Raw genomic sequence first — 23,159 nt, forward strand, 5'->3', positions numbered from 1 at the left:
GCCTTCGGCGTCGCCCTGCTGGTGCGCTCGGTCACCGGCGGGCTGCTGCTGGCCGCGGGGGCGCTGATCATCGCCGGGTGGCACACCCGCATCCTGCCGATCCTCGGCGTCCTGCTCCTGGCAGTCGTGGCGGCATTGCTGCCCCGGCCGGGCCGGCTCCCACGGCACGCGCCGGTGCTCCACCGCGCCGACGCGCCCCGGCTCTTCGAGCTGATCGACGAGGTGGCGGCGGCCGTGGGCACGACCGGCGTACACGCGGTGGTGGTGGACGCCGCGCACAACGCCGGGGTCAGCGCGTACGGGATCCGCGGCCGGCGGGTGATGTGCCTGGGTGCATCACTGTGGGAGGTCCTCTCGCCCCAGGAACGCGTGGCCCTGCTGGGCCACGAGCTCGGGCACCTCGCGAACGGGGACGTCCGCTCCGCGTTCGTCACGCACGGAGCGCTGCGGACCCTGGCCCACTGGTACTCCTTCCTGGTCCCGCACTCCGCGGTGAGCCTGGTGCACCTGTGCGCGAACGCCGTGGTGTTCCTGCCGCGCTGGGCCGTCTACGGGCTGTTCGTCCTGCTCGACGCCCTGACGATGCGGGCCTCGCAGCGGGCCGAGTGCCTGGCTGACGTGGGCGCGGCCCGAGCCGGTTCGACCGCCGCGGCCGTCACGATGCCGGACCGGCTGCTGATCGGCGACGCCGTCGAGGCCCATCTGCGGCGCGAGTCGATGGCGGCGACCCGGGCCGACAGCGGCTCCTGCGGCCGCGAGGCGCGCGAGGCCATCGAGCGGGAACTGTGGCAGGGACTTGCCGCGCGGATCGGCTCGATACCCGCGTCCAGCCTTGCCTGCCCGGCCGTTTGTGCCCCGGACCGACACTCTTCAACCCTGCCGAGGTTCACATATCCCTCTCGCCGAGCGCACGGAAATCTATGCCAGCTGGAGTAGATTTTGCGCGGTGGTCTGGTTATGGTTTCTCTCGTAGTCGAGATCAGCAGGGCCTGGCAGAAACGAACTGCCGGGCAGTAGTACCCGCATTTGCAGTCTGTGGAACGGTGCGGTGGTGGAGTGCCGAAGCCAGTGCGGTGGTAGGACGGCGACGGGACTGGCCACTGGACCGGGCGGCCCGTAGTGATCAGGGGCCGCCGTCAGCAGGACCGTGGTCGGTGCAGTGCAGTGGTGGCGCCGACAGTGAGCGCGGTTCGCAGTATCCCGTTTGGACAAGCAGTTGATCCCGAGGGATGAACGGAGGAGCGAAGCGCCATCAGGATCGCCCGGACGCGGTGACAGGGTCCGGGTACCGCAGGACATCGATAGTGAGGTGGTCTCCGGTCAAGCAACCGCGATCCCCGTATGCCCGGCAGATTGACGGTCGGGCGCGCGGAAACAGAAGGCCGACGCGGTATCAGGGTCGGCAGATGGTGTAGCAGTTCCTTCGGGGCCCGGGTGCCGAGACGGCACCCGGGCCCCTCCACGCGTTGCGCAGAGAGGTGCAAATGACAGCAGGCGATTCGAACGGCCGGCTCGATGACGACGACTACCCCGCCTACATCATGGGGCGGGCCGCCGAGATGCTCGGCACCACACCCGGATTCCTCCGCGCGATCGGAGAAGCCCGCCTGATCACACCGCTGCGCTCCGAGGGAGGCCACCGCCGGTACTCGCGCTACCAGTTGCGCATCGCGGCGCGTGCCCGGGAACTCGTCGACCAGGGCACCCCCGTCGAGGCGGCCTGCCGGATCATCGTCCTCGAAGACCAGCTCGAGGAAGCCCAGCGCATCAACGATGAGTACCGCCGGGCAGCGGAATCGGCCTGTCCCCAAGCCCGTCCAGGCCGGTTCATCGGCCCAGGCCTGAGGCCTGGGCATCTCCTCCGGCGGGCCGGCCGCACCCCTGATCTGATCGGCCGAACCGGCCCGGGGGCGGGGAGACGGCGAAGAAGCACCCCTCATTCGCGCCGTACTCCGGGACCGGCGGCTCAGCGGCTCAGCGGCACAGGGCCGTGTCCACGACCTTCTCGACGCGCCGCGTGCCCGCCCCGTCGACCGGGATGCTCGTCACCGTGACGGTGGCCGCGCGGCCGTCGTCGGTGACCCCACCCCGGGTCTCGTACCCGTCGATGTCACCGCCGTGGCCCCAGTAGACACCGCCGCACGACAGCGGCCTGCTCATGATCCCCAGTCCGTAGCCGGCACCGGTGTCCTCGATGGGGACGGTGGTGCGCATCTGGGCGAGTTGGGCCGGCGGAAGAAGGCGGCCGGCCAGGAGCTCGGTCAGGAAACGGTTGACGTCGGAGTTGGTGGAGATCATCTGACCGGCCGCCCAGCCCACGGACGGGTCGAGCTCCGTGACATCACGCAGGGGCGCGCCCGCCGCGTCCCGGGTGTAGCCGTGGGGATGACGTTCGCGGATGGTCATGTCGCCGGGGGCCGGGAAGTAGGTGTGGCGCAGCCCGATGCGTTGGATGACGCGCCGATCCACCTCCTCGGCGAACGGCCGACGGGTGACCTTCTGGACGATCAGGCCCGCCACCACGTAGTTCGTGTTGCTGTACGACCAACCCTTCCCGGGAGGGAAGACAGCCTTGCGCTGGAAGGCGATGTCGAGGATGTCGCGGGGATCGAGGTAGCCGTGCCTCCGGATGTCGTCCGCCACGAGGTCTTCGTAGTCGGGCAGCCCGCTGGTGTGCTGGAGGAGTTGACGGACCGTGATGCGGCTTCCGTCGATCCCGTCCCCGCGGACGAGGTTCGGCAGGTAGGTGTCGATCGTGGCGTCGAGGTCGATCTTGCCTTCGCCGACCAGTTGCAGGACGACCACCGCGGTGAACGTCTTGGTGCTGCTGCCGATCCGCACCTGACCGTCGACCGGCACCTTCGAGCCGGTGCGTACGTCGCCCACCCCGGCGGTGTAGTCACGGGGAGGGCCCTCGCGATCCTGGACGCTCGCCAGCGCGGCGGGCAGGCCGTCGTCATGCACCAGCGCGTTCAGGCCCTGCTGGACGGTGTCCGGCCGGCCGGCCGCGAACGTCGGCGGCGCCAGGGCGCTCAAGGTCAGGACGCCGACGACCACTGCGGCCGCGGCCGCCACGCCCCTGCGTCGCGGGGCCGTTCGCCGCTGTCCGGAGGGACGTGGCCTTCGCCATGATTGTTCGCGCACGAGTCAACTCCTGAGGAATCGTTGGGGTACCGGCGATATGTGCCGGGCCCAGCTTGTCCCGCTGAGGCCGAGCCGGGCGATCCCGCTACCGCCAAGATCGAAAGTGGGGGTAACCCCCGGCGCACCGTGACGTACTCACTCGCCGCGAACCCGGAAGGGGGACCCGCGGTGAAGACCGGCCGTGTCCTGCTGGACGGGCAGAACATCCAGGACTTCTCCTTCGACTCCACGGGCAAGACCCGCCCCGCCATGGGCTACGTGACCCGCCAGGTCACCTTCGTCGCGGGCACGGCCTCCACGACCATCGGATTCGGCAGCACCGTGGCCGGGGCCTACGGGCCGGTCATCGACGACGTCCGCGTCCAAAGCTGCTGCCCCTGCTCCTGCGGCACCTGAGAAACCTTCAGCGGCCGGCATCGACCGCCGGCCCGCTGAACGTGGACTTCCAAGGACCCGGAAGCCGGCCCGACCGGACGGCCTGCGTCCCAGGAGACCGGCCGCCGAGCGGGGGTGCGCACGCGCACCTCCGCTCGGCCGCCGTGAACGGGTCGCCCCATCCGTCAGATGGCGCGGGTCAGGCGCTCGGTGAGCAGCCGGGTGAAGCGCGCCGGGTCGGGCAGATCACCGCCCTCGGCGAGCAGGGCGCTGCCGTACACGAGCTCGGCGATCTCCGACAGCGCCGGGTCGTCGGCGTTCGCCTCGTGAGCGGTACGCAGCGCGATGATCAGCGGATGGGTCGGGTTGAGTTCCAGGATCCGCTTGACCTGCGGCATCTGCTGCCCCATCGCCCGGTACATCTTCTCCAGCGTCGGCGTCATGTCCTGGGCGTCACCGACGATGCACGCCGCCGATGTCGTCAGCCGGGACGACAGACGGACCTGCTTGACCTGGTCGGACAAGGCCGTGGTCAGCCACGGCAACAGGCCGGCGAACGCCTCGTCGCGCTTGACCTTCTCCGCCTCGGCCGCCTCATCACCCTCGGCCGCCTGCTCACCGAGGTCGACCTGCCCCTTGGCGATCGACTGGAGCCGATGGCCGTCGAATGCCGGAACCTGGTCGGTCCAGACCTCGTCCACGGGGTCGGTGAGGATCAGGACCTCGTACCCGTTGGCGGCGAACGCCTCCATGTGGGGAGAATTCTCCACCGTGGCGCGGGTCTCGCCGGTCAGGTAGTAGATCGCCTCCTGGCCGTCCTTCATGCGCTCGACGTACTCGCGCAGGGTGGTGGTCTTCTCCTTGTCGTGCGTGGAGTCGACCGACACCAGCGGCAGCAGTGCCTCGACGTTGTCCGTGTCCTCAAGGAGACCCTCCTTCAGGACACGGCCGTACTGGCCCCACAGCTGGGCATAGCGCTCGGAGTCGGCTCCCTGCACGTCCTTGAGCGCGCCCAGAACCTTCTTCACCAGGCGCCGCCGCACGTTGCGGATCTGACGGTCGTGCTGGAGGATCTCGCGGGACACGTTCAGCGACAGGTCGTGCGCGTCCACCACACCCTTGACGAAGCGCAGGTAGTTCGGCATCAGCGCTTCGCAGTCGTCCATGATGAACACGCGCTTGACGTACAACTGCACGCCGCGCTTGCTCTCCCGCGAGAACAGATCGAACGGGGCCTGCGAGGGAATGAACAGCAGCGCCTCGTACTCGAAGGTGCCTTCGGCGCGCATGTGGATCGTCTGGGCCGGGTCGAGCCAGTCGTGGCTGATCTGCTTGTAGAACTCGCTGTACTCGGCCTCGGTCACCTCGCTTCGGGGACGGGCCCACAAGGCCTTCATCGAATTGAGCGTCTCGACCTCACCCGCGGCGACGTCGCCGCCGTCCGCGGGTTCGGCAGCCATCCGGATCGGCCAGCGGATGAAGTCCGAGTACTGCTTGACGATCTGGCGGATCTTCCAACCGGCCAGGTAGTCGGCCAGCCCGTCCTCGCTGTCGGCCGGCTTGAGGTGCAGGGTCACCGAGGTCCCCACGGGCAGGTCGTCCACGGCCTGGATCCGGTAGCTTCCCTCGCCGTCGGACTCCCACTGGGACCCCGCCTCGGAGCCGGCTCGACGGGTGCGCAGGACGACCTTGTCGGCGACCATGAAGGCGGAGTAGAAGCCGACGCCGAACTGGCCGATCAGGCCCTGCGCCGCGGCATCGTCCTCGGCCTCCTTGATCTTCTGCAGCAGACTGGCCGTGCCGGACTTGGCGATCGTGCCGATCAGCTCCACGACATCGTCCCGGCTCATGCCGATCCCGTTGTCGCGGACGGTCAACGTCCGGGCGTCCTGGTCGACTTCCAACGCGATGTGCAGGTCGGAGGTGTCGACCTCCAGTTCCGCGGCGGTCAGCGACTCCATCCGGAGCTTGTCCAGGGCGTCGGAGGCGTTCGAGATCAGCTCGCGCAGGAAAATGTCTTTGTTCGAGTAGATCGAGTGGATCACCAACTGCAACAACTGGCGGGTCTCGGCCTGGAATTCCAGCGTCTCGACACTGCTAGCCACGGGGGCTCCTTCCTTATACGGATGAAACGCATGATATGCGGGATGCCATGCGGTTCCGGAGCGCGTACCGCGACAGTTCAGGGCAGTCCGGTGACTCACCGGGGCAGACGATCCCAGAACGAGCAGTGGTGCGCGGAGTTCACATCAACGGGTCGGATGGCACCCGGCCCGGGGGCCAAGGACTGCACCGTCCGCGCGTGCGGTGACGAAGGGCGCAGGACGGGCCAGAGCGGGGCGTTGGAATGGTTCGGGTTGCCGGTGCGCGCGAAGTTGGTCCAGTAGTCGACCATCCGGTCGGACAGGGCGCGTTGGGAGTCGGTCAGCGGTCGCTCGGTGGGGAAGGAGGAGAACAGATAGGGCATCTCGAATCCGTGCGCGGCGCCGTACGGGAAGCCGGGGTTCGCCGGCAGGCCGGCGAGGACGGGTGCGTCCGGATCGCTGAACTCATATCCGTAGAGGGGCAGTCCGGGGGTGTGGGCGGCGATCGCCCGGCCGGCCGCCGGCGTGGTGCAGCCGAGGGAGCGATCGGTCAGCACCGCGGCCCAAGCCAGTGCGGGCGAGGCATGGTCTGCTGCCGGATACTCCGCCTCGACGGCCGGGGCCGAGCTTGCGAACGCGTCGACCAGACGGGCGCGATAGTCGTTCGCGGTGCGGATCGGGAACGCGGTGAGCGACAGGCCGACGAACATCCGCATCTCATCGCGGTTGGTGCCCTGCATGATCGGCACGCGGTGGAAGCGTCCCGACGCCAACGCCCGGTCCGGAGCCACGGGCAGCAGCGCGTTGCCGAAGGCCGGCCGGTTGAACGACTGCATCAGCTGCGCGGTGGCGAGGCGATCAGTGCTCTGCCCGCGCAGGCACGCCAGCACCTCGTCTCCGGTACCCGTCGCGCAGCCCAGCTGCCGGGCGGCGTCCGTGCCGGCCGTCTGGACATCGCGCTGGAAGCTGAAGGGCTCGTAGGCCGGAGTGTGGGGTCCCAGGGCTCCGGGCGGGAAGGACATGAGGCAGGAACCGCTCTGGAGCACGGCCCGCTGGAAGAGCCCGACGGCCGTCGGCGAGGTGAGGTGTGCGCACACGCTGAGGGCGCCCGCGGACTCACCGAACAGCGTGACCTTGCCCGGATCGCCACCGAAGCGCTCCGCGTTCGCCCGTACCCAGCGCAGGGCGGCCTGTTGGTCCGCCAGACCGAACGGCGGGGCGGACCCCAACCCGGGGTGACCGAAGTAACCGAAGATTCCCAACCGGTAGTTGACCGTGACGACGACCGCGTCACCCCGGACCGCCAGCCCTTGGGTGTCGTAGTCACTGCCGGAACCGCCCAGGAACGCACCGCCGTGCATCCACACCAGCACGGGCCGCTTCTGCCCGGCGGGCGGCTGCGCCGGCGTCGTGACGTTGAGATAGAGGCAGTCCTCCGACCCGACGACCCCGCCCGCCCCCGGCGCCGGCATCTGCACACACCGCCCGGCCGCCGTCGTCGCATCCCGGACACCCTGCCACCGGGCGGCGGGCATTGGGGCGCGCCAACGCAGCGGTCCGGTCGGCGGCGCCGCGTAGGGAACGCCGCTGAACGTCGTGTACGAGCCGTGCGACACGCCGCGTACCAGGCCGCGGTCGGTCCGTACGACGGTGCCGTCCCGCCCTGAGGAGAGGGGCGAACCGGGTGGCGCGCCGGTCGCAGGTACGGCGCCGGCCGCGAGGAGGGTCATCGCGCACAGCAAGGGGAAGAGCAGCGCACGGAGCCACTGCTCTCGGCGTGAACGCGGCGCTGTCGGAGTGGGAGACATACGTACCTTCCGTTTCTGGGTCGGACGCGGTGGGACACGGGATCGGACGAGGCCGCCATGAGGGCGCCCCCGACGCCGGCCAGGCTTCAACGAGGCCTGAGCAGCGGGGGATCGGCGCGAACCGATGTGGTCGGTGCTCAGTACGCTAGGACCTCCCGTGCACTGGAGGTTCAAGGGGCTGTGACGCAAGACACGTGGAGCATCGGTGAACTCGCGGCCGAAACGGGAGTGTCGGTCAAGACCCTCCGCTACTACTCAGACAGCGGCCTGCTACCCGTCGTCGCCCGTAGCACCGGGGGCCATCGCCGCTACGGTCCCGAGGCGTGGGAGCGGATCCGGCTCATCAGGCGCCTTCGGGCACTGGACACGCCGATCGCGACCATCACGCGGGTGGTCACCGGTGAGTGCTCCCTCGGCGAACTGGTGGCGACCGAGCTCGATGCGGTTCAGGAACGACTGACCGAACTGCGATGGCGCCAGGCCACGCTCAAGGCCCTGGACGACTGCCCGGGCGAGGAACGGCTCCGGCGCCTGGAGATCCTCTCTCGCGTGCAGCAGCTCCCGCAGGCGCATCGCAGCCTCACCGATCACTGGTATCGCGAGCTGACCGCGACCATGCCCAAACACCGGCTCGACATCATGATCGCCATGTTGTCGCCCGGCCCGCCACAGGACCCCGAACCTGCGTCGGCGCTGGCCTACGCCGAACTGCATCTGCTGGTCTCCACGCCCGGTTTCACCCGCTGGACCCAGGACCACGAGCAAGAGTTGAGGGATGGCCCGGCCTTCTACGGCGAGATCGACGAGGCTGCCGCCCTGACGGCCGCCGCTGTGGCCCAGGGGCTGCCACCCGGCGCGGGGGACGCGGTCAAGGCCTTCGTGTCCGCCCACGCACGAGCCCGGCGGGAGTCGGACACGCCTGCCTTCCGTGAGTACCTGCACGGGCTGGTGTCACGGTCATCCGGCTTCGACCCACGCCTGGAGCGCTACTGGTCCCTGGTTGGCACGGCCACCGGCGGCCGCGTGCTGAACATGACGGTGGCTCACAGGTGGCTGACCGGCGGACTGTCGATCTCGATATCCCGCGACGCGGCACCTGCGACTTCGAGCCGCCCGATCTCCAAGACGGGCGCGAGCGGGTAGACGTCGAGAGGAGCGGTACGGAATGCACGCAGGCCCACGGGCCCGGCCGGCCGGCCTTCCGCAGGGTAGGGCACCAACGTGACGTCCGTTTCCTGCCGGCGCACCCACACCCGTCGAGCCAGCCTGAGCACATGACCACGACCAAGTACACCGTGCTCCCCGTTGACGCAGCCGTGCTGAAGGAACTGCGGATCGCCGACGACGCGAGCCGCCCCTGCGCCCCGTACATCGCAACCCGGGACGACGAGGGCTCCCCGCTGCGCTGCTGTCTGCGGCCCATCGCGCTCGGCGAACGGATCGCCCTTGTCTCGTACGCCCCCTTGCGTCGCTGGGCCGCCGCCAGAGGGGCGGATCCGGGCGCGTACGACGAACAGGGCCCCGTCTTCATCCACGCCGACGACTGCGGCGGGTTCGCCCCCGATGCGACCTACCCTTTCGACCGGCCGGGCGCCCTGCGTACCGTGCGCCGCTACGACGCCCGGGGCCACATCGCGGGCGGCCGCCTGCTGGAGATTCCGGTCGACGCCACGGCCGGCTTCGATGCGGCCTTCGACGACGCCTTCCAGGATCCGGACGTCATGCTCGTACACGTCAGGGCCCTGGAATATGGATGCTTCCACTTCGAGGTGCGACGACCCTCCGTCAAGGAGCAGTAGCCGCGAGCTGATCGATCCACGGCAGGGGACTCTCGTCCTGGGGCCGCCCCGGGCCCTGGCCCGACCTTTCGTTACGGCGTGGTCGTGAAGGCACGACGGTAGGAGCGGGGCGGCACGCCGCGGCGGCGCACGAACTGTTCGCGCAGGACGGCCGCGCTTCCGTAGCCGACGCGGCGGGCTATCTCCTCGACCGGCAGATCCGTGGTCTCCAGGAGTTCCTCTGCGCCGCTCAGACGCAGGCTCCGCAGCCAGGCGTGCGGGGTGGTACCGGTCGCGGCGGAGAAACGGCGGGCGAAGGAGCGTTTGCTCATCAGCGCACGCCGGGCCAGTTCCTCGACGGGAAGCGGCTCGTGGAGGTTCGCGCGGGCCCAGGCGAGTACCTCGGCGAGACGCTCGTCGCGGCAGCCTTCGGGAACGGGGGCAGCCAGGTACTGCGCCTGCCCGCCCTCGCGATGGGCGGGCAACACCATGTCCCGGGCGACGGCGTTGGCCATCGCGGCCCCGTGCTCCCGCCTCAGCAGGTGCAGGCAGAGATCGAAGCCGGCGGCCGCTCCCGCGCCCGTGATGAGGCGTCCCTCGTCGATGTAGAGGGCGTCGGGTTCGACGGTGACTTCAGGGTGGCGGCCGGCCAGCAGGGGGGCGAACCGCCAGTGGGTGGTGGCCCGCCGACCGTCGAGCAGGCCGGCGGCGGCGAGCGCGAAAGCGCCGACACAGTGGGCCGCGACCAATGCGCCGTGCTCGTATGCGGCCGACAACGCGTCGAGCACCGCCGGAGCGGGCGGGGTGCGAAAGCCGGCCCATGGCAGGGTGATCACCAGATCGGCCGAGGCGAGCCGGTCCAGGCCGTGCGTGAGGGTGAGCGGCACGCCGAGGTCGGTGGGAACCGGCCCGGGTCGGTCGGTGCACAGGGCGAAATCGAAGCCGGGCGCGGTGTCGCCGTGCCCGCCGAAGACCTCGGTGACGATGCCGACTGCGAGCATGCCGACTCCGGGTGGGGCGTAAGCGGCGACGGTCATGAAGGGAGACATCCGTGCAGTGTGGCACCAATCCTGCGATCAGCGGCAGTTCTGCCACTCGTGGGCGATGAGCCGCCCCGGAAGGATGGGGGCCATGACAGACGCACCGATCGGCCACAGCGCCAAGTACACGATCCTGAACACCGGTTACACCCTGTCCACCGGTCCCGGAGTCGCCGCCACGGTCTCCTACGTCACCGACGGCGAGCACCACGTGATCGTCGATCCCGGCATGGTGGCCGGCCGCGACCGGATCCTCGGTCCCCTGGCCGAATTGGGCCTCGGCCCCGATGACATCACCGATGTGATCCTCAGTCACCACCACCCGGACAACACCATGAACGTCGGGCTGTTCGGTCAGGCCCGCGTCCACGACCACAAGGCCATCTACCGTGACGACCAGTGGACCGACCGCGACGCGGAAGGCCACGAACTCACTCCCTCCCTCAAGCTGATCCGCACCCCGGGGCACAGCGCCGAGGACATCACCCTGCTGGCCGGCACGCAGGCGGGTGTCACCGCGTTCGTGGGCGACCTGTGGTGGCGCCCGAACGGGCCGGTGGACGACCCCGTGGCCCCGGACCATGACGTACTGCTGGCGTCACGGCTGCGGGTCCTGGCCGCCGCCGACACCATCGTTCCCGGCCACGGCCCGGCCTTCCCGGCCGACGACACCGCCCCCCGCTAGGGCCTGCCGCAAGACGACCCGGCCGCCCGCGTACGGGAGCCGCGTCAACCCGGCGATGCCTGATTCACCCGGGTGGGGGCGAACGCGAGGCGTGCAGCGGAGGCTTTCGGTCGGGGCGGGGTGGGCGGGTGAATAGCAGGGTGGCATATGTGGCGGAGGCGGTGTGTCTTCGGTGTCGTGGAGGACGGCGTGCCGGGAGTCGCTCCGGCGCGGAGCGTCCAAACCCACCGTGCGGGATTGACCGAACCTGACCTCTCGTCACTTTACGTGTTCATCCGAGTGCGATGTCCTCACTGTGTGTTCCGGCTCCGCGGCGGCCCGCAGAGATGCGGCCGGTCAGCGGTGCATGCAACAGCGTCGACTCAAGGGGAGAACATGGCCACACCTCCTTCTGCTCCGCTTCGGGTTGCCCTGGCCAACGGCAGCTTCGAAGAACCCGCCGTGACCGGTGTGGAGATCCTGCCGGACGCCTCGCAGACGCAGGCGCCCAAGCGGGTACCGGGCTGGCTCACCACCGCCTCCGACCACAGGATCGAACTGTGGCACTCGGGCTTCCAGGGAGTACCGGCGGCCGAGGGCGCCCAGTTTGCCGAACTCAACGCGAACGAGGTCTCCACGCTCTACCAGGACCTGCCGACCACCCCTGGTACGAAGCTGTACTGGCGGCTGTACCACCGTGGCCGCCAGGGGGACGACACAATGGCGCTGGACATCGGGGCGCCGGGCTCCACGTCGGAGCAGAGGCGCTTCACCGACGGCAACACCGCCTGGGGCTACTACATGGGCACCTACACCGTCCCGGCAGGCCAGACCCTGACACGCTTCGCCTTCCGCTCCATCTCCGCCGCCGGCGGAAACCGCGGCATCGGCAACTTCCTCGACGGCATCTTCTTCGGCACCGCTGCCTACGTGGTGCTCGACAAGACCGCCATTCCCTCGGGGCCGCTGGAGGTGGGCGACGTCGTCACCTACCGCATCACCGCCAAGAACGAGGGCGGCGGCGTGGCCGACAACTTCATCCTGACCGACGTCATCCCGCAGGACACGACGTATCTGCCCGGTTCACTGCGCATCGTCGGCGGCCCGAACGCGGGAGCGAAGAGCGATGTGCAAGGTGACGACCAGGCGTACTACGACGCCGCGGCGAACAAGGTCGTATTCCATCTCGGCAACGGCGCTTCCGCATTGCAGGGAGGCAGCCTGCCCAGTACCGAGACCCTGCCGGCCGGAACCACGGTGGAGTACCGGGTCACCATCGATCGGTCCGGCGGCGGCAAGCAGATCAGCAACACCGCGACCGCCTCCTACGAGAACCGGCTCGGCGACAAGCCGGAGCCCTTGACGTCCACCTCCAACGAGCAGATCACACAGGTCAAACCGGCCGCGGACCTGACCGTCGCCAAGGCGGCGGACGCGACCACCGTCACCGTCGGCCAGACGGTGACCTACCGCATCACCGTGCACAACACCGGCCCGAACCAGGCCACCGGAGTCACCGTCACCGACCGGCTGCCGGACGACCTCACCTTCCTGTCCGCCGATGCCGCACCCGGGAGTCACGACCCGGCCACCGGGCAGTGGACCGTGGGCGACCTGGCCGTCGGCGCCACCGCGACCCTCGTGCTGCGGGCCAAGGCCACCAAGGCCGGACTGATCGGCAACACGGCCACCGTCACCGGCAACGAGAAGGACCCGGACGCCGGCAACAACACCGACACCGTATCCGTCTGCGTCGAACCGGCCCCGTCCTGCTGCGACCCCTGCGCCACCCAGAAGTAGCCCCGCCGCTGGTCGGTTGAACAGGAGGTCCCGAGGGGCTCGGAGCGAGCGTTTCGGCGCCGAGCCCCCCCGCATGCCCGTCCAGCCACGGGTCTTGATCATTGCCACGGAACCCTGGTGATCATTAGGGTTGTGTCTTCGAAGACTGACGGCATCGGGTACCTGTGTGTCGGGGGATGCGGTGGGGTTACTCGCGGGTGCGTACGCGGACCAGGTCATGGGGGCGGTGGGTCTTGGCGTCCTTGGGAGGCGGAGTCCGATGTGCGGACGCCCGCTCGGCGCAGCCGGGACGCCCGGTTCCGGCAGGTGACCGCGATCCGGTACCCGCCACACGCGTGCCGCCGATGCCGCAGGACAGCAGAAAGCAGGCAGACAGATGCAACCCACGTTCGTACTGGTTCACGGAGCCTTCTCGAACTCCTTCTCCTTCGCGCCGCTCCAGGCCGAACTCGGCCTGCTCGGGCACCGTTCGGTCGCCGTCGACCTGCCCGGCCACGGTTTCGAGGCGACCTACACGCGGGCCTACCAGGCTCCACAAGACGGCGACGGGCTCGCCACGGCGCCCGGCTCGATCAAGGGCGTCACCCTCGCCAACAATGCCGCGCACCTGATCGGCATCCTCGAACGAGCCAAGCGGAACGGGCCGGTGATCCTCGTCTCCCACAGCCGCGGCGGCGTCACGGCCACCTCCGCAGCCAACATACGGCCGGACCTGGTGGACCGCATCGTCTACGTCTCGGCCTGGTGCCCCGTCGATCTCGACGTCAACGACTACTACGCCGAGCCGGAGATGGCCACCGTCGACGCCACCTCCCTGGGACTGGCATTGGCCGGCAACCCGGCCGAACTCGGCCTGCTCCGCGTCAACTTCCGCACCGCGAACCCGGACGCCCTCACGGCCTTCAAGGCGGCCTTCCTCGCCGACGGCACCGACGAGCAGTTCCTGACCTTCCTGAACACCTTCCAGCCCGACGAGAACCTGGACGTCGGCACCTCCACCGACCGGGCACAGGCGCAGACCTGGGGCCGCATCCCGAAGACCTACATCCGCCTCGCCGACGACACGAGCCTCCCGCTCGCCCTGCAGGACCGGCTGATCCGTGAGGGCAACGCGCTGACGCCGGACAACCCCTACGACGTCCGCACCCTTGAGGGCAGCCACCTGAAGTGGCTGGTCGACCCGGCACCGGCCGCCCGAGTGCTGGGTGAGCTCGCGGCACTGGCGGGCTAGGCGGCCCACCACGCGGGCTCGTCCCGGCTTCCGAATCCCTCGCACGTGGGTCTGCCAGGTAGGCCGGCCGCCCCAGGGGGACCGGTTCGGACGAGCCCGGGTGCCGGATCGGCCGGGGGCGCGCAGAGTGGGGCTTGAGGACGCACGGCCGCCGCCACGACGGCGGGCACGGCACAGGGCCCGGGCCGTGCCGGTGCAGCGCTCAGGCGCGGACGAGTGAGGATGCCCGATGGTCCAGCCGGCCCAGTCTCCCGAGCCCCCTGAAGACCACGTCATCGTATTGTTCGGCGCCACGGGCGACCTGGCCCGGCGCAAGCTGCTGCCCGGGCTGTTCCACCTGGCGCGAGCGGGGCTGATGCCGCGGCGCTACCGCATCGTCGGCACCGCTCCGGCGGCGGAGGCCCTCACCGATCAGGAGTTCCGCGCCCACGCGCGGCAGGCCGTGGCGGAATTCGGGCGTTCGCGGCCCGAGGGGCCGGACTGGGAGACGTTCGCGGCCGCCCTGTCCTTCGGCGCGGCCGACACGGGAGCGGCCGACCCCCTGATGGTGGCCGTGAGCGCCGCCGAGGCCGCCCTCGGCGGCAAGCCGCGCCGGCTCTTCCACCTCGCCGTGCCGCCCGTCGCGTTCACCTCGATGATCGACCTGCTCGGCGCGACAGGGCTCGCCGAGGGCGGCCGGGTCATCGTGGAGAAGCCGTTCGGTACCGACCTCGCGTCCGCCCGCGCGCTCAACGCGACCATCCACCGTGTCTTCGACGAGTCACGGGTGTTCCGGATCGACCACTTCCTCGGGAAGGAAGCCGTCGACAACGTCCTGGCCCTCCGCTTCGCCAACGGTCTCTTCGAGCCGCTGTGGAACCGTGAGCACATCAGCCACGTACAGATCGACGTGCCCGAGCACATCGACATCCAGGGCCGCGCCCGCTTCTTCGAGGGCACCGGAACGTTCCGCGACATGGTCGTCACCCACCTGTTCCAGCTGCTCGGGTTCGTCGCCATGGAACCGCCGGTCGCCCTGGAGGCGGACGCGCTGCGCGACGAGCAGGTCAAGGTCTTCCACAGCATGCGCGTGCTCGACCCCGCGCACGTCGTCCGCGGCCAGTACACCGGCTACCGCGAAGAGCAGGGCGTGGATCCGGCCTCGGACACGGAGACGTTCGTGGCGCTGCGGGTCGAGATCGACAACTGGCGCTGGGCGGGGGTGCCCTTCCACCTGCGGACGGGCAAGGCCCTGGCCGAGGGCCGTCACGTGGTGACGCTCGGCCTGCGCGAGCCGGTCCTGCGGATGTTCCCGCTGGACGTGCGGGCCGCTGCCGACGGCCGGAGCAACGAACTCGTCGTCGACTTCGACGATCCGGGTTCCGTCACCGCTCGCCTCCTGATGAAGGAGCCGGGGCCGTCGATGCAGCTGGCCGAGGCCGACATGGTCTTCAACTACGGCACCTCGTTCGCCGCGCAGAACTCGCTGGAGGGGTACGAGCACCTCCTCCTGGAGGCCATGCGTGGCAACCAGTCCCTGTTCACGCGGTCCGACGGCGTCGAACGGCTCTGGGAGGTGGCCGCCCCGCTGCTCGACGCGCCACCGCCGGTGGATTCGTACGCCCCCGGGAGCTGGGGGCCCGGCACCATCGAGGCTCTCGTCGCGCCGTACCGCTGGCATCTGCCCGAGCGGCGGGCCGCGTCCTCGTAGGCCCAACGGCGAAGGGCCCCGGCCGGTGGCCGGGGCCTTGTCGGTGGCCGAGGCCCTGTCGGTGGTGGGGTGGGCTCAGTGGTTCGTGAGTTCGCCGGTGAGCTTGTTGTGGAGGTCCGCGCTGAGGTCGTTGAGGCCGATGATCTTCACTGTCTTGCCGCGCTGCCTGTACTTGGTCTCGATCGCGTCCAGGGCTGCCACCGAAGAGGCGTCCCAGACGTGGGCTGCGGACAGGTCGATGACGATCTTGTCGGGGTCGCCGGCGTAGTCGAACCGGCCGACGAGGTCGTTGGAGGAGGCGAAGAACAGTTCGCCGGTCACGGAGTACACGACGCCCGCGCCGTCCGGGTCGATGACGGCATTGACCTCCGCGACGTGGGCGACACGCCTGGCGAAGATGACCATGGCTGTGACGGAGCCGACGATGACGCCGATGGCGAGGTTGGAGGTGGCGACCACACAGATCACGGTGACGACCATGACCGTGATCTCCCCGGCCGGCATGCGCTTCAGGGTCCTGGGGGCGATGGAGTGCCAGTCGAACGTCGCGAAGCACACCATGACCATGACGGCGACGAGTGCGGCCATGGGAATGTCGGAGACCACCGGGCCGAAGACGATGCACAGCACCATCAGGAACGCGCCCGCGAGGAACGTGGACAGGCGGGTGCGGGCACCGGACACCTTCACGTTGATCATCGTCTGGCCGATCATGGCGCAACCGCCCATCCCGCCGAAGAAGCCGGTGACGATGTTGGCGATGCCCTGGCCGATCGACTCGCGGGTCTTGGAGGAGTGCGTGTCGGTGGTCTCGTCGACGAGCGTGGCCGTCATCAGGGATTCCATCAGGCCGACCAGCGCCATCGCGAAGGCGTACGGGGCGATGGTGGTCAGGGTGTCCAGGGTGAACGGAACGTTCGGCAGGCCCGGCACCGGCAGCGAGGACGGCAGCGCGCCCTTGTCGCCGACGGTCGGCACGGCGATCGCGGCCGCGACCGTGATCACGGTCAGGATGACGATGGAGACCAGCGGAGCCGGGATCACGGTGGTGACCTTGGGGAAGAACACCATCAGCGCGAGGCCGCCGATGATCAGCGGGTAGACGGCCCACGGGACGTCGTACATCTCGGGGACCTGCGTCATGAAGATCAGGATCGCGAGGGCGTTGACGAAGCCCACCATCACCGAGCGCGGAACGAACCGCATCAGCTTCGCGACGCCGAGCGCGCCGAGCGCGACCTGGATGACGCCGGCGAGGATGACGGCGGCGACGAGGTAGCCGAATCCGTGCTCCCGGTTCAGGGGCGCGATCACGAGCGCGACGGCACCGGTGGCCGCGGAGATCATCGCGCGGCGACCGCCGACGATCGAGATGACCACGGCCATCGTGAACGAGGCGAACAGGCCCACCGCGGGATCCACACCGGCGATGATCGAGAAGGAGATCGCCTCCGGTATCAGCGCGAGCGCCACGACCAGGCCGGCCAGGATCTCCGTACGCCAGACCTTCGGGTCGTTCAGCCAGTCGGGGAGCAGGCCGCGCAGCCGTGCGGCGGGGGCCTTCGGGGAAGCAGAAGACAAGGGAGCGGAAACCTGTCGTGCTCGGGCGCACCCCACGGACGGCCGGGGGCGGGCGGGAGAACGCGGGGGAGCCGGACCGGCACCCCCGCGGACGGCCCGCCAAGGCGGGCCGGAAGAAGAGGGGAAGTGGAGCGGGGCCCACGCGGACGCGGCGGGGCTTCACACCTGGGCGGAACGGCTCACGGCGGGCAGGGCGCGGCGGTGGGCGTCATGAACTCGCGCACGCTCTCTCCTGCGGGAATCGGTCTCCGACCGGGGGCGCCATCGGCCCCGAACACCATCATGGGCGCCACGAGGCGCCCCTGTCACCGGAAACTCTAGCTCCTCGACTCCACCGACCGCCTCCACCAGACCGCACCCGCCCGTCCCTGCCCCCGTCCCTGCTCCCGGTCCTGACCCGCGGGTCCTGCCCATGACAGCCGGCCGTCCGGTGGGGTTCGTTCAGGACCCGTACCGCAGGAGTCGGCTGTGTGCTGCTTGGGGGCTGATACCGAGTCCGTCCGCGATGTCCGCGACCGGCGTCTCGTCCTGCTCCAGGTGGTGGGCCGCCGTCCTTGCGATCCGTTCGACGGTGCGCTCCAGTGCGGCGGCCGCTCGCAGCGCGGCCAACGGCGCCTGGTCGGCGAGGTGTTCCAGTTCGGAGTCGACGCGTTCCAGTAGTTCCTGTACGTGTGGGGGCAGGGGCACGGCCCGGGCCTGGATGGTGGCGATGTGGAGTTGCCAATCGCCGAGTGGCCCGTCCGGATCGAGCAGGAACGGGGTCGGCAGCCCGTCACTGACCTTGGACCAGTCGATCGGGTAGAGGTACGAGCCGCGCCACCCACACGAGCAGCCCGCCTTGACGCTTTCCGCACTCGGCGCACCGAGGGTGCCGTCGTAGTCCCACCAGTCGGTGCTCGTGTGGACCTCGGACCCGCTGCCGACATCGAACACCAGCGGTGCCGGTTCATCCCCGTCCGACAGGACGGCCGTGGGCCGGCCCTCGTGCTCGTCTGTGAACTCGCTGATCTGCCACATCGATGGTCCTCCGGAACGCCGTCGCCTTCGTCGTCGACAACGACCATGGCGCACAAGGGCGGACGTGCGCGGCCGGATCGCGAAACCGGACCCTGCCGGATCGATCGGGGCTCCTCGTGTTCGAGGGCGCGAATCGTTCCTGCGGTGAACGTTGTCGGCTGTGTGGGTCAGCGCTGCCCGCTCCTTGTCCGGCAGAGGTGAGAAGGCAGGTAGAACGCGGGGGTCGTTCCGTCGTCGTTCCGTCTTCGTTCTGTCTTCGTCCTGAGAGGTGTTCGTGATGAGCCGAGGTTTGATCGTCGTGGATGTACAGAACGACTTCTGCGAAGGAGGCAGCGTTCCCGTCGCGGGAGGCGCACGGCTCGCCACGGCCATCGCCGAACTGGTGGAGCAGAGCGCGGACGGTGACTACCAGTACGTCGTGGCCACCCGGGACCACCACATCGACCCGGGGAGCCACTTCTCCTCGCACCCCGACTTCAAGGACAGCTTCCCCGTCCACTGCGTGGCGGGCGACGAAGGCGGCGAGTTCCACCCGAACTTCGCCCCCACCGTCGCCGGCGGCAAAGTCCACGCCGTCTTCTTCAAAGGTGCCCACAGCGCGTCCAAGAGCGGCTTCGAAGGCGCGGACGCCGAAGGGACCCCCCTCGCGGACTGGCTGCGCGCCCGCGGGGTGAAGGACGTCGACGTGGTGGGCATCGCGACCGACCACTGCGTGCGCGCCACCGCGCTGGACGCCGCCGCGGCGGGATTCGGCACCCGGGTACGCCTGGACTACTCGGTCGGCGTGGCCCCCGACACCGTCGCCTCCACTCTGGACGACTTCCGCCGGGCAGGCATCGAGGTGTCCGGCCGGGCACCGGTGTCGAGTTAGCCCGGCGGGCGGCCAGGCTGCGGGCAACCGTGGCCGCGCCCGATCCCTTCGGGCGACTGAGCGGCCGAGGCCAGGCAGAAGGTGTGCCTGGCCGCTACGCGGGGGAGGGGGCGCCCGGCTGCGGTGGGGCCGGGCGGCAGTAGCGGTGGACGAGTTCGGCGTGGTCGGGGAAGAGGGTCGTGAGGGTGTCCGGCCGGCCGAGGGTCATGTCGGCGTAGTCGAATCCGGGCGCGACGGCTTCGCTGATCAGGGCGTGGTCTCCGGCGCTGAGGTGGGAGGCCTTCCAGACGCCTCCGGGAACCGCGAGGGTGAGGGATTGACCTTGCCGGGGGTCCTGGCCCAGGACGGCGGTGCTGTGTCGGCCATCAGGGTGCAGGAGATGGTAGGTGACCGGTTCGCCGTGGTGGTGGAAGTGCAGGATGTCGGAGCAGTTCAGGTGCCAGTGTCCGATGGGGGACCAGTGGGTGAGCAGGTAGTGGATGGAGGTCAGGGTGTAGCGCTCTCCGTCGGGTGTCCGGGTGCGGGGGCGGTGGTCCGCCTGGAAGGTCCGACGGAAGTACCCGCCCTCCACATGGGCTTCCAGGCCCGGGGAGTCGATCCAGTGTCGTGCGGTGAACATGCTTGCCCTCCTGGGGTGGTGGAACGAACGCGGCGCCTGACCTGACCGATGCGCGTTCGAGCAGTGGGTGCCTCGGCGCGGTGCGTGGGCCCTGAGGCGCGGCGGTTCCGGGTGGCTGTCCCGCGTGCCGGACGGGCCGGGAATTCGGAGGGGCTGTTCGCTCCGCTCTGGATAACGGCTCGCTGAGGGGAAGGCGATCGCCTACCTTGAGCCGGAGCGGGAGCGCGCGCGATCTCGCAGGCTGCGGTGCCGTGGCAGAGCGGCCCATTGCGATCGACGTGGGCGGGGCCCCGCTCACGTCGACTGACGGAGACGGGGCGGGCCTGCCCCTACCTGTCCGCGGGTTCAAATCCCGTCGGTACCGCAGCCGACCTGGACGACCTGGAACTCTGTTTCCTCGTACGCACCGCGACGTCGTTCCGGGTTCACACGAGAACGAGCCGTGATCTGACGCGGGTGAGACCCGTCGGCGCGCCGGCGGATCCCCTGCGCCGGCACCCCATTCCGGTGCCCTCGTGCCTTCGCGTCGGTCCACCGCTGCGGGCCCCGAGAGCGCGTCCACCGTGCGGCGACCGATCAACCACAGCTGTCGATCTTCCTTCGCTGGTCTTGCAGAGCATCGGCGCCTGCGGCGATGACCTCGGCGAGCCGGTTGGCGAAGGCCGCGTTGCATCCTCCCAACCGGACGAATCCGTGGCCTGCCACCGGCCCGTCGTTGCTCAACGAGGGAAGGGTCATGTCTGCGAGCGCCAGCGCGGCCTGGAGGTTGGTGACGGCGTCTTCGCCGGCTTGGTAGGCGGCGTCCTGGCGCCGCTTGTACTGGACTCGTTCGGCGTGGGTCATTTCGTACGCCATGGTGCTGACCTCTCGTTGCAGGAGTGGGAATCGAGGCGCCGGAGCGCGTGGGGTAGGCGGTTCGTCCGCCGGGCAGGCACTCTCGCCTGGTGGGCCACTGCGCCCACGAGTTCCGTGGAAGTGCCGGGGCGCCTCGCGGACCGGACCGGACCGGACCGGACGAGGCGTCGGCATCTGAGGCCGGTGGTGCGCGGCTCAAGGTCGCAGAGGCGTGAGACGGTCCAGGCCGGCTTGTGAGGGGACAAGGTGGTCCGTCGGACTGAGTCTGCGCACGGCCCGTGACCATCGGTTTCGATCTTCGTTTCAAGGTGCAGAAGAGCACCCCCTCCGACGTGCGGGAAGGACCGGGTTGGCCAGGAAGTCATCGGCTGCCACCGCTTCTGCTCGTGCTCTTCCTGGCGGACGCCCATGCCTCGGCCCCCACGCCGCCGTGGTGACGGCGATCGCTGTTCCGGGGGTCGGGGGCCCCAACGCCCCCCGAAGCAACCGGAATCCATGGACCGAGCCGACCGCATCGCGTTGATCTGTGTGAACAGTGCTGACGCACACCTGCCGCCACCATGCGCCCTACCCGAATCTGTGACTGTGGGACGGCTGGCCAACAGCCCGGTTGTCCGCCGCGGGGTAGTCGGGAGGGACCCTGCCCGAGCCGCGTCTGGCCGCGGCCGCCTGCTTGAGCTGAGCCGGCGAGGAGGCCGAAGGGTTTCGGTGTCGCGGAGTGACCTGCCGAGGCGGCCGCGTGAGGGTGATCTGACGGACCAACTGTTGGAAGCAGGCCAGCGCGGCGACAGCGGGAAGGGCGGACGCAGCTCCGGCGGCGATCGTTCTGGGTGCCTGGGCCACGCAAAGAAGCGTGGCCAGGGTGGAGAACAACAAGACGATGGACCAGGAATGGACCGCGCGGCGCTGATGCAAAGCGGATCTGAGGATGGAAAGTGAAGCGACCATCCAGGGGCCGTAGATCAGCAGCGGCCACCAACTGACCACTTCGCGGGCTGTGTGGGGTGCGGCGCTGTGACGCAGGGCGTCACAGATGGCCAGTCCGCTGAGGATGCTCACCACCGTGGCGATGGCAGCGACCAGCACGGCGGTGAACAGGCTTCCCGTCTGCAGCAGGGTCATCACCGGCGTCTTCGACTGGTTCCTGCGGTGCCCGCCTGAGGGAGGCGTGGCCGGTCCCTTGTCAGGGGTGTGCTGCGCCCCTGCGACGAACCCGATGGTGCCGGCAGTGTCACCGGTCGTGCCGAAGCCGACTCGGGTGAACATGTCCGTCTGCCCGAGTGCGGGGTCCTCTTGGAGAAGGCCGGCGAACTCTGTCGCCGGATCCCACGACGTATGCACCTCGTCCGCCCCGCCGAACGGCTGCCCGGGGGAGGGGGCCTGTACGTGCTCGGGTCGGGCCCAGAACGCGGAGGTCTCCGGTTGGGGTTGGAGATCTTGGATGCCCGGGTATCCGTACGGCTCATACACGGGAGCTGCCACCCGAGCGCTCGCCGAGGGCCGTTGCGGGGAGTGCCGTCGGCGCCGAACGCCTGCTGAACTCGTCCTGGATCATGGTCATCGCATGGAGGAAGTCCTCGAAGATCGAGGAGGAGTAACGAAGATCAATTTCCAAACTTTCGTGTCCCAGCGTCGCGTTCCGGGTCTCGCCACAGTCGGTGGACGGCGGAGTGAACATCCACTTCCCGATCCGGGTGGCCCCGGAGTGAAAGCTGTCTCGCCGTCCTTCTCCCTCCGCGGTCCCGGGGAGGGTGAAGAGGGGCTTTGCTTTTGTCATATTCCATAAACGCGCGCGATGTTGGTCTGGGTGTGTGCCATCCGGGTGATGGTGGTCCATGAAATGGTGTTGACGCAGTCTTATCGGTTCTGCAAATCAACCCGGATCGCTACCTTGCGTGTCGTCACGTCGCGACGTGGCAGGCCATGGGCTGCGGATCGAAGCAGAGCAGCCCGATGGTCGCGGCGCCCTCCATGAGGCCGGTCCCGCACCCGCCGGGGCGGCTGATGGCAACGCGTCTTCGACGGCGCGACGCCCCTGCCGCGCACCACATGGGCGCCGAAGGGCGGCACCCTGTGTGGGGGCTCATCGGGCCACCTGGCGACCCCATCCGGCTACGCCGTCGCCGGGCTGATCATCGGTAAATAGCTCGGGGCGTCCAGGGTCCGGAAACGGCTCGCCATGGCTGCAATCGGAGGACAGGGCGCATCCCGGCATATGCCTCTGCGTTATGTCGGGCAGTCGCCGGGGCTCCGACCCTGTGCGAGACCACGAGTCTCAGCCTTCGAAAGGACCGACTATGGGAGGCATCCTCCTGTGGATCATGCTGATCTCCGTTGCGGTGACCGCGGGTGTCACCGCGTTCGCGTCATCACGGGCCGGCCGGCTTTGGCCGGTGGATACCCGGGAGCTGAGGCGCCAACAACGCTTCGAACACGTTCTAACCCTCCATGTACATGCCGCCTCGCTGTCTCGTCCGGCAGTCGTCGCACCGGGACGGCCGCCGGAGGAGCCCATCGGTGGTACCCCTCGCTTGAGTGAGGAGTGGCTCCGACTCGTTCATGAGACGTGGCGCTCACTCCGCACGGATCGTCACGACTGGGC

17 protein-coding genes, 1 tRNA gene and 2 pseudogenes are annotated in these 23,159 nt (G+C 69.4%); 11 read left to right on the forward strand and 9 right to left on the reverse strand.

Annotated features, from left to right (window positions below; all coding sequences use genetic code 11):
- The first annotated feature begins 21 nt into the window (after positions 1 to 21).
- Together OTB19_RS07520 and OTB19_RS07525 are read left to right on the forward strand one after the other, a co-directional pair.
- Positions 22 to 936, forward strand: coding sequence for a M48 family metallopeptidase (locus OTB19_RS07520; protein WP_267797235.1), 915 nt, complete (start codon positions 22 to 24; stop codon positions 934 to 936).
- Between the two features lie 548 nt (positions 937 to 1,484).
- Positions 1,485 to 1,808, forward strand: a pseudogene (locus OTB19_RS07525) (MerR family transcriptional regulator); the annotation flags it as partial.
- 166 nt (positions 1,809 to 1,974) lie between these two features.
- Here the strand turns inward: OTB19_RS07525 and OTB19_RS07530 are convergent.
- Positions 1,975 to 3,075: a serine hydrolase domain-containing protein gene (locus OTB19_RS07530; protein WP_267797236.1), complete on the reverse strand. Its 1,101-nt coding sequence runs from the start codon at positions 3,073 to 3,075 to the stop codon at positions 1,975 to 1,977.
- Positions 3,076 to 3,267: 192 nt separating this feature from the next.
- Here OTB19_RS07530 and OTB19_RS07535 point away from each other — a divergent pair.
- Positions 3,268 to 3,540 (forward strand): annotated as a pseudogene (locus tag OTB19_RS07535) (DUF642 domain-containing protein); the annotation flags it as partial.
- A 164-nt stretch (positions 3,541 to 3,704) separates the two neighbouring features.
- Here OTB19_RS07535 and htpG read toward each other — a convergent pair.
- Together htpG and OTB19_RS07545 are read right to left on the reverse strand one after the other, a co-directional pair.
- Positions 3,705 to 5,624, reverse strand: a complete 1,920-nt coding sequence (gene htpG, locus OTB19_RS07540; RefSeq protein WP_267797237.1) for a molecular chaperone HtpG — start codon at positions 5,622 to 5,624, stop codon at positions 3,705 to 3,707.
- 95 nt (positions 5,625 to 5,719) lie between these two features.
- Positions 5,720 to 7,333, reverse strand: a complete 1,614-nt coding sequence (locus OTB19_RS07545) for a carboxylesterase/lipase family protein (protein ID WP_267797238.1) — start codon at positions 7,331 to 7,333, stop codon at positions 5,720 to 5,722.
- Between the two features lie 135 nt (positions 7,334 to 7,468).
- On the opposite strand from OTB19_RS07545, the gene OTB19_RS07550 reads away from it, so the two are divergent.
- Together OTB19_RS07550 and OTB19_RS07555 are read left to right on the forward strand one after the other, a co-directional pair.
- Positions 7,469 to 8,554 carry a MerR family transcriptional regulator gene (locus tag OTB19_RS07550; protein WP_267797239.1) on the forward strand — a complete coding sequence of 362 codons (1,086 nt, stop codon included), beginning with the start codon at positions 7,469 to 7,471 and terminating at the stop codon, positions 8,552 to 8,554.
- Positions 8,555 to 8,685: 131 nt separating this feature from the next.
- On the forward strand, positions 8,686 to 9,210 hold the full coding sequence (locus tag OTB19_RS07555; RefSeq protein ID WP_267797240.1) for a DUF1203 domain-containing protein: 525 nt from the start codon (positions 8,686 to 8,688) through the stop codon (positions 9,208 to 9,210).
- Between the two features lie 71 nt (positions 9,211 to 9,281).
- Here OTB19_RS07555 and OTB19_RS07560 read toward each other — a convergent pair whose 3' ends face one another.
- A complete protein-coding gene (locus OTB19_RS07560) occupies positions 9,282 to 10,238 on the reverse strand; it encodes a GlxA family transcriptional regulator (protein ID WP_267797241.1) in 957 nt (318 codons plus the stop codon).
- A gap of 82 nt (positions 10,239 to 10,320) precedes the next feature.
- Here OTB19_RS07560 and OTB19_RS07565 point away from each other — a divergent pair, with 82 nt between their 5' ends.
- The 4 genes from OTB19_RS07565 (at position 10,321) to zwf (ending at position 15,614) form a co-directional block, all read left to right on the forward strand.
- Positions 10,321 to 10,914 (forward strand): MBL fold metallo-hydrolase, encoded by a 594-nt coding sequence (locus OTB19_RS07565; protein WP_267797242.1) that lies wholly within the window; start codon positions 10,321 to 10,323, stop codon positions 10,912 to 10,914.
- Positions 10,915 to 11,289: 375 nt separating this feature from the next.
- Positions 11,290 to 12,693 carry a DUF7507 domain-containing protein gene (locus tag OTB19_RS07570; RefSeq protein WP_267797243.1) on the forward strand — a complete coding sequence of 468 codons (1,404 nt, stop codon included), beginning with the start codon at positions 11,290 to 11,292 and terminating at the stop codon, positions 12,691 to 12,693.
- Between the two features lie 376 nt (positions 12,694 to 13,069).
- Positions 13,070 to 13,924, forward strand: coding sequence for an alpha/beta hydrolase (locus OTB19_RS07575; RefSeq protein WP_267797244.1), 855 nt, complete (start codon positions 13,070 to 13,072; stop codon positions 13,922 to 13,924).
- 229 nt (positions 13,925 to 14,153) lie between these two features.
- Positions 14,154 to 15,614: a glucose-6-phosphate dehydrogenase gene (zwf, locus tag OTB19_RS07580; RefSeq protein ID WP_267797245.1), complete on the forward strand. Its 1,461-nt coding sequence runs from the start codon at positions 14,154 to 14,156 to the stop codon at positions 15,612 to 15,614.
- Positions 15,615 to 15,689: 75 nt separating this feature from the next.
- On the opposite strand, the gene OTB19_RS07585 is transcribed toward zwf, so the two are convergent.
- Positions 15,690 to 17,195: a SulP family inorganic anion transporter gene (locus OTB19_RS07585; protein WP_267797246.1), complete on the reverse strand. Its 1,506-nt coding sequence runs from the start codon at positions 17,193 to 17,195 to the stop codon at positions 15,690 to 15,692.
- Between the two features lie 441 nt (positions 17,196 to 17,636).
- On the reverse strand, positions 17,637 to 18,212 hold the full coding sequence (locus OTB19_RS07590) for a hypothetical protein (RefSeq protein ID WP_267797247.1): 576 nt from the start codon (positions 18,210 to 18,212) through the stop codon (positions 17,637 to 17,639).
- A 277-nt stretch (positions 18,213 to 18,489) separates the two neighbouring features.
- Between OTB19_RS07590 and OTB19_RS07595 the strand changes: the two genes are divergently transcribed.
- Positions 18,490 to 19,083 carry an isochorismatase family protein gene (locus OTB19_RS07595; protein ID WP_267797248.1) on the forward strand — a complete coding sequence of 198 codons (594 nt, stop codon included), beginning with the start codon at positions 18,490 to 18,492 and terminating at the stop codon, positions 19,081 to 19,083.
- Positions 19,084 to 19,177: 94 nt separating this feature from the next.
- Here the strand turns inward: OTB19_RS07595 and OTB19_RS07600 are convergent, their stop codons facing one another.
- Positions 19,178 to 19,702 (reverse strand): cupin domain-containing protein, encoded by a 525-nt coding sequence (locus OTB19_RS07600; protein ID WP_267797249.1) that lies wholly within the window; start codon positions 19,700 to 19,702, stop codon positions 19,178 to 19,180.
- 245 nt (positions 19,703 to 19,947) lie between these two features.
- Between OTB19_RS07600 and OTB19_RS07605 the strand changes: the two genes are divergently transcribed.
- Positions 19,948 to 20,066: transfer RNA gene (locus OTB19_RS07605), tRNA-Arg, on the forward strand.
- A 212-nt stretch (positions 20,067 to 20,278) separates the two neighbouring features.
- Here OTB19_RS07605 and OTB19_RS07610 read toward each other — a convergent pair.
- Complete coding sequence (locus tag OTB19_RS07610; RefSeq protein ID WP_267797250.1) at positions 20,279 to 20,557, reverse strand: hypothetical protein; 279 nt, start codon at positions 20,555 to 20,557, stop codon at positions 20,279 to 20,281.
- A 567-nt stretch (positions 20,558 to 21,124) separates the two neighbouring features.
- Positions 21,125 to 21,823 carry a hypothetical protein gene (locus OTB19_RS07615; protein WP_267797251.1) on the reverse strand — a complete coding sequence of 233 codons (699 nt, stop codon included), beginning with the start codon at positions 21,821 to 21,823 and terminating at the stop codon, positions 21,125 to 21,127.
- Between the last annotated feature and the right edge of the window lie 1,336 nt (positions 21,824 to 23,159).

This window comes from Streptomyces sp. H27-H5, assembly GCF_026627505.1.
Lineage (GTDB): Bacteria > Actinomycetota > Actinomycetes > Streptomycetales > Streptomycetaceae > Streptomyces.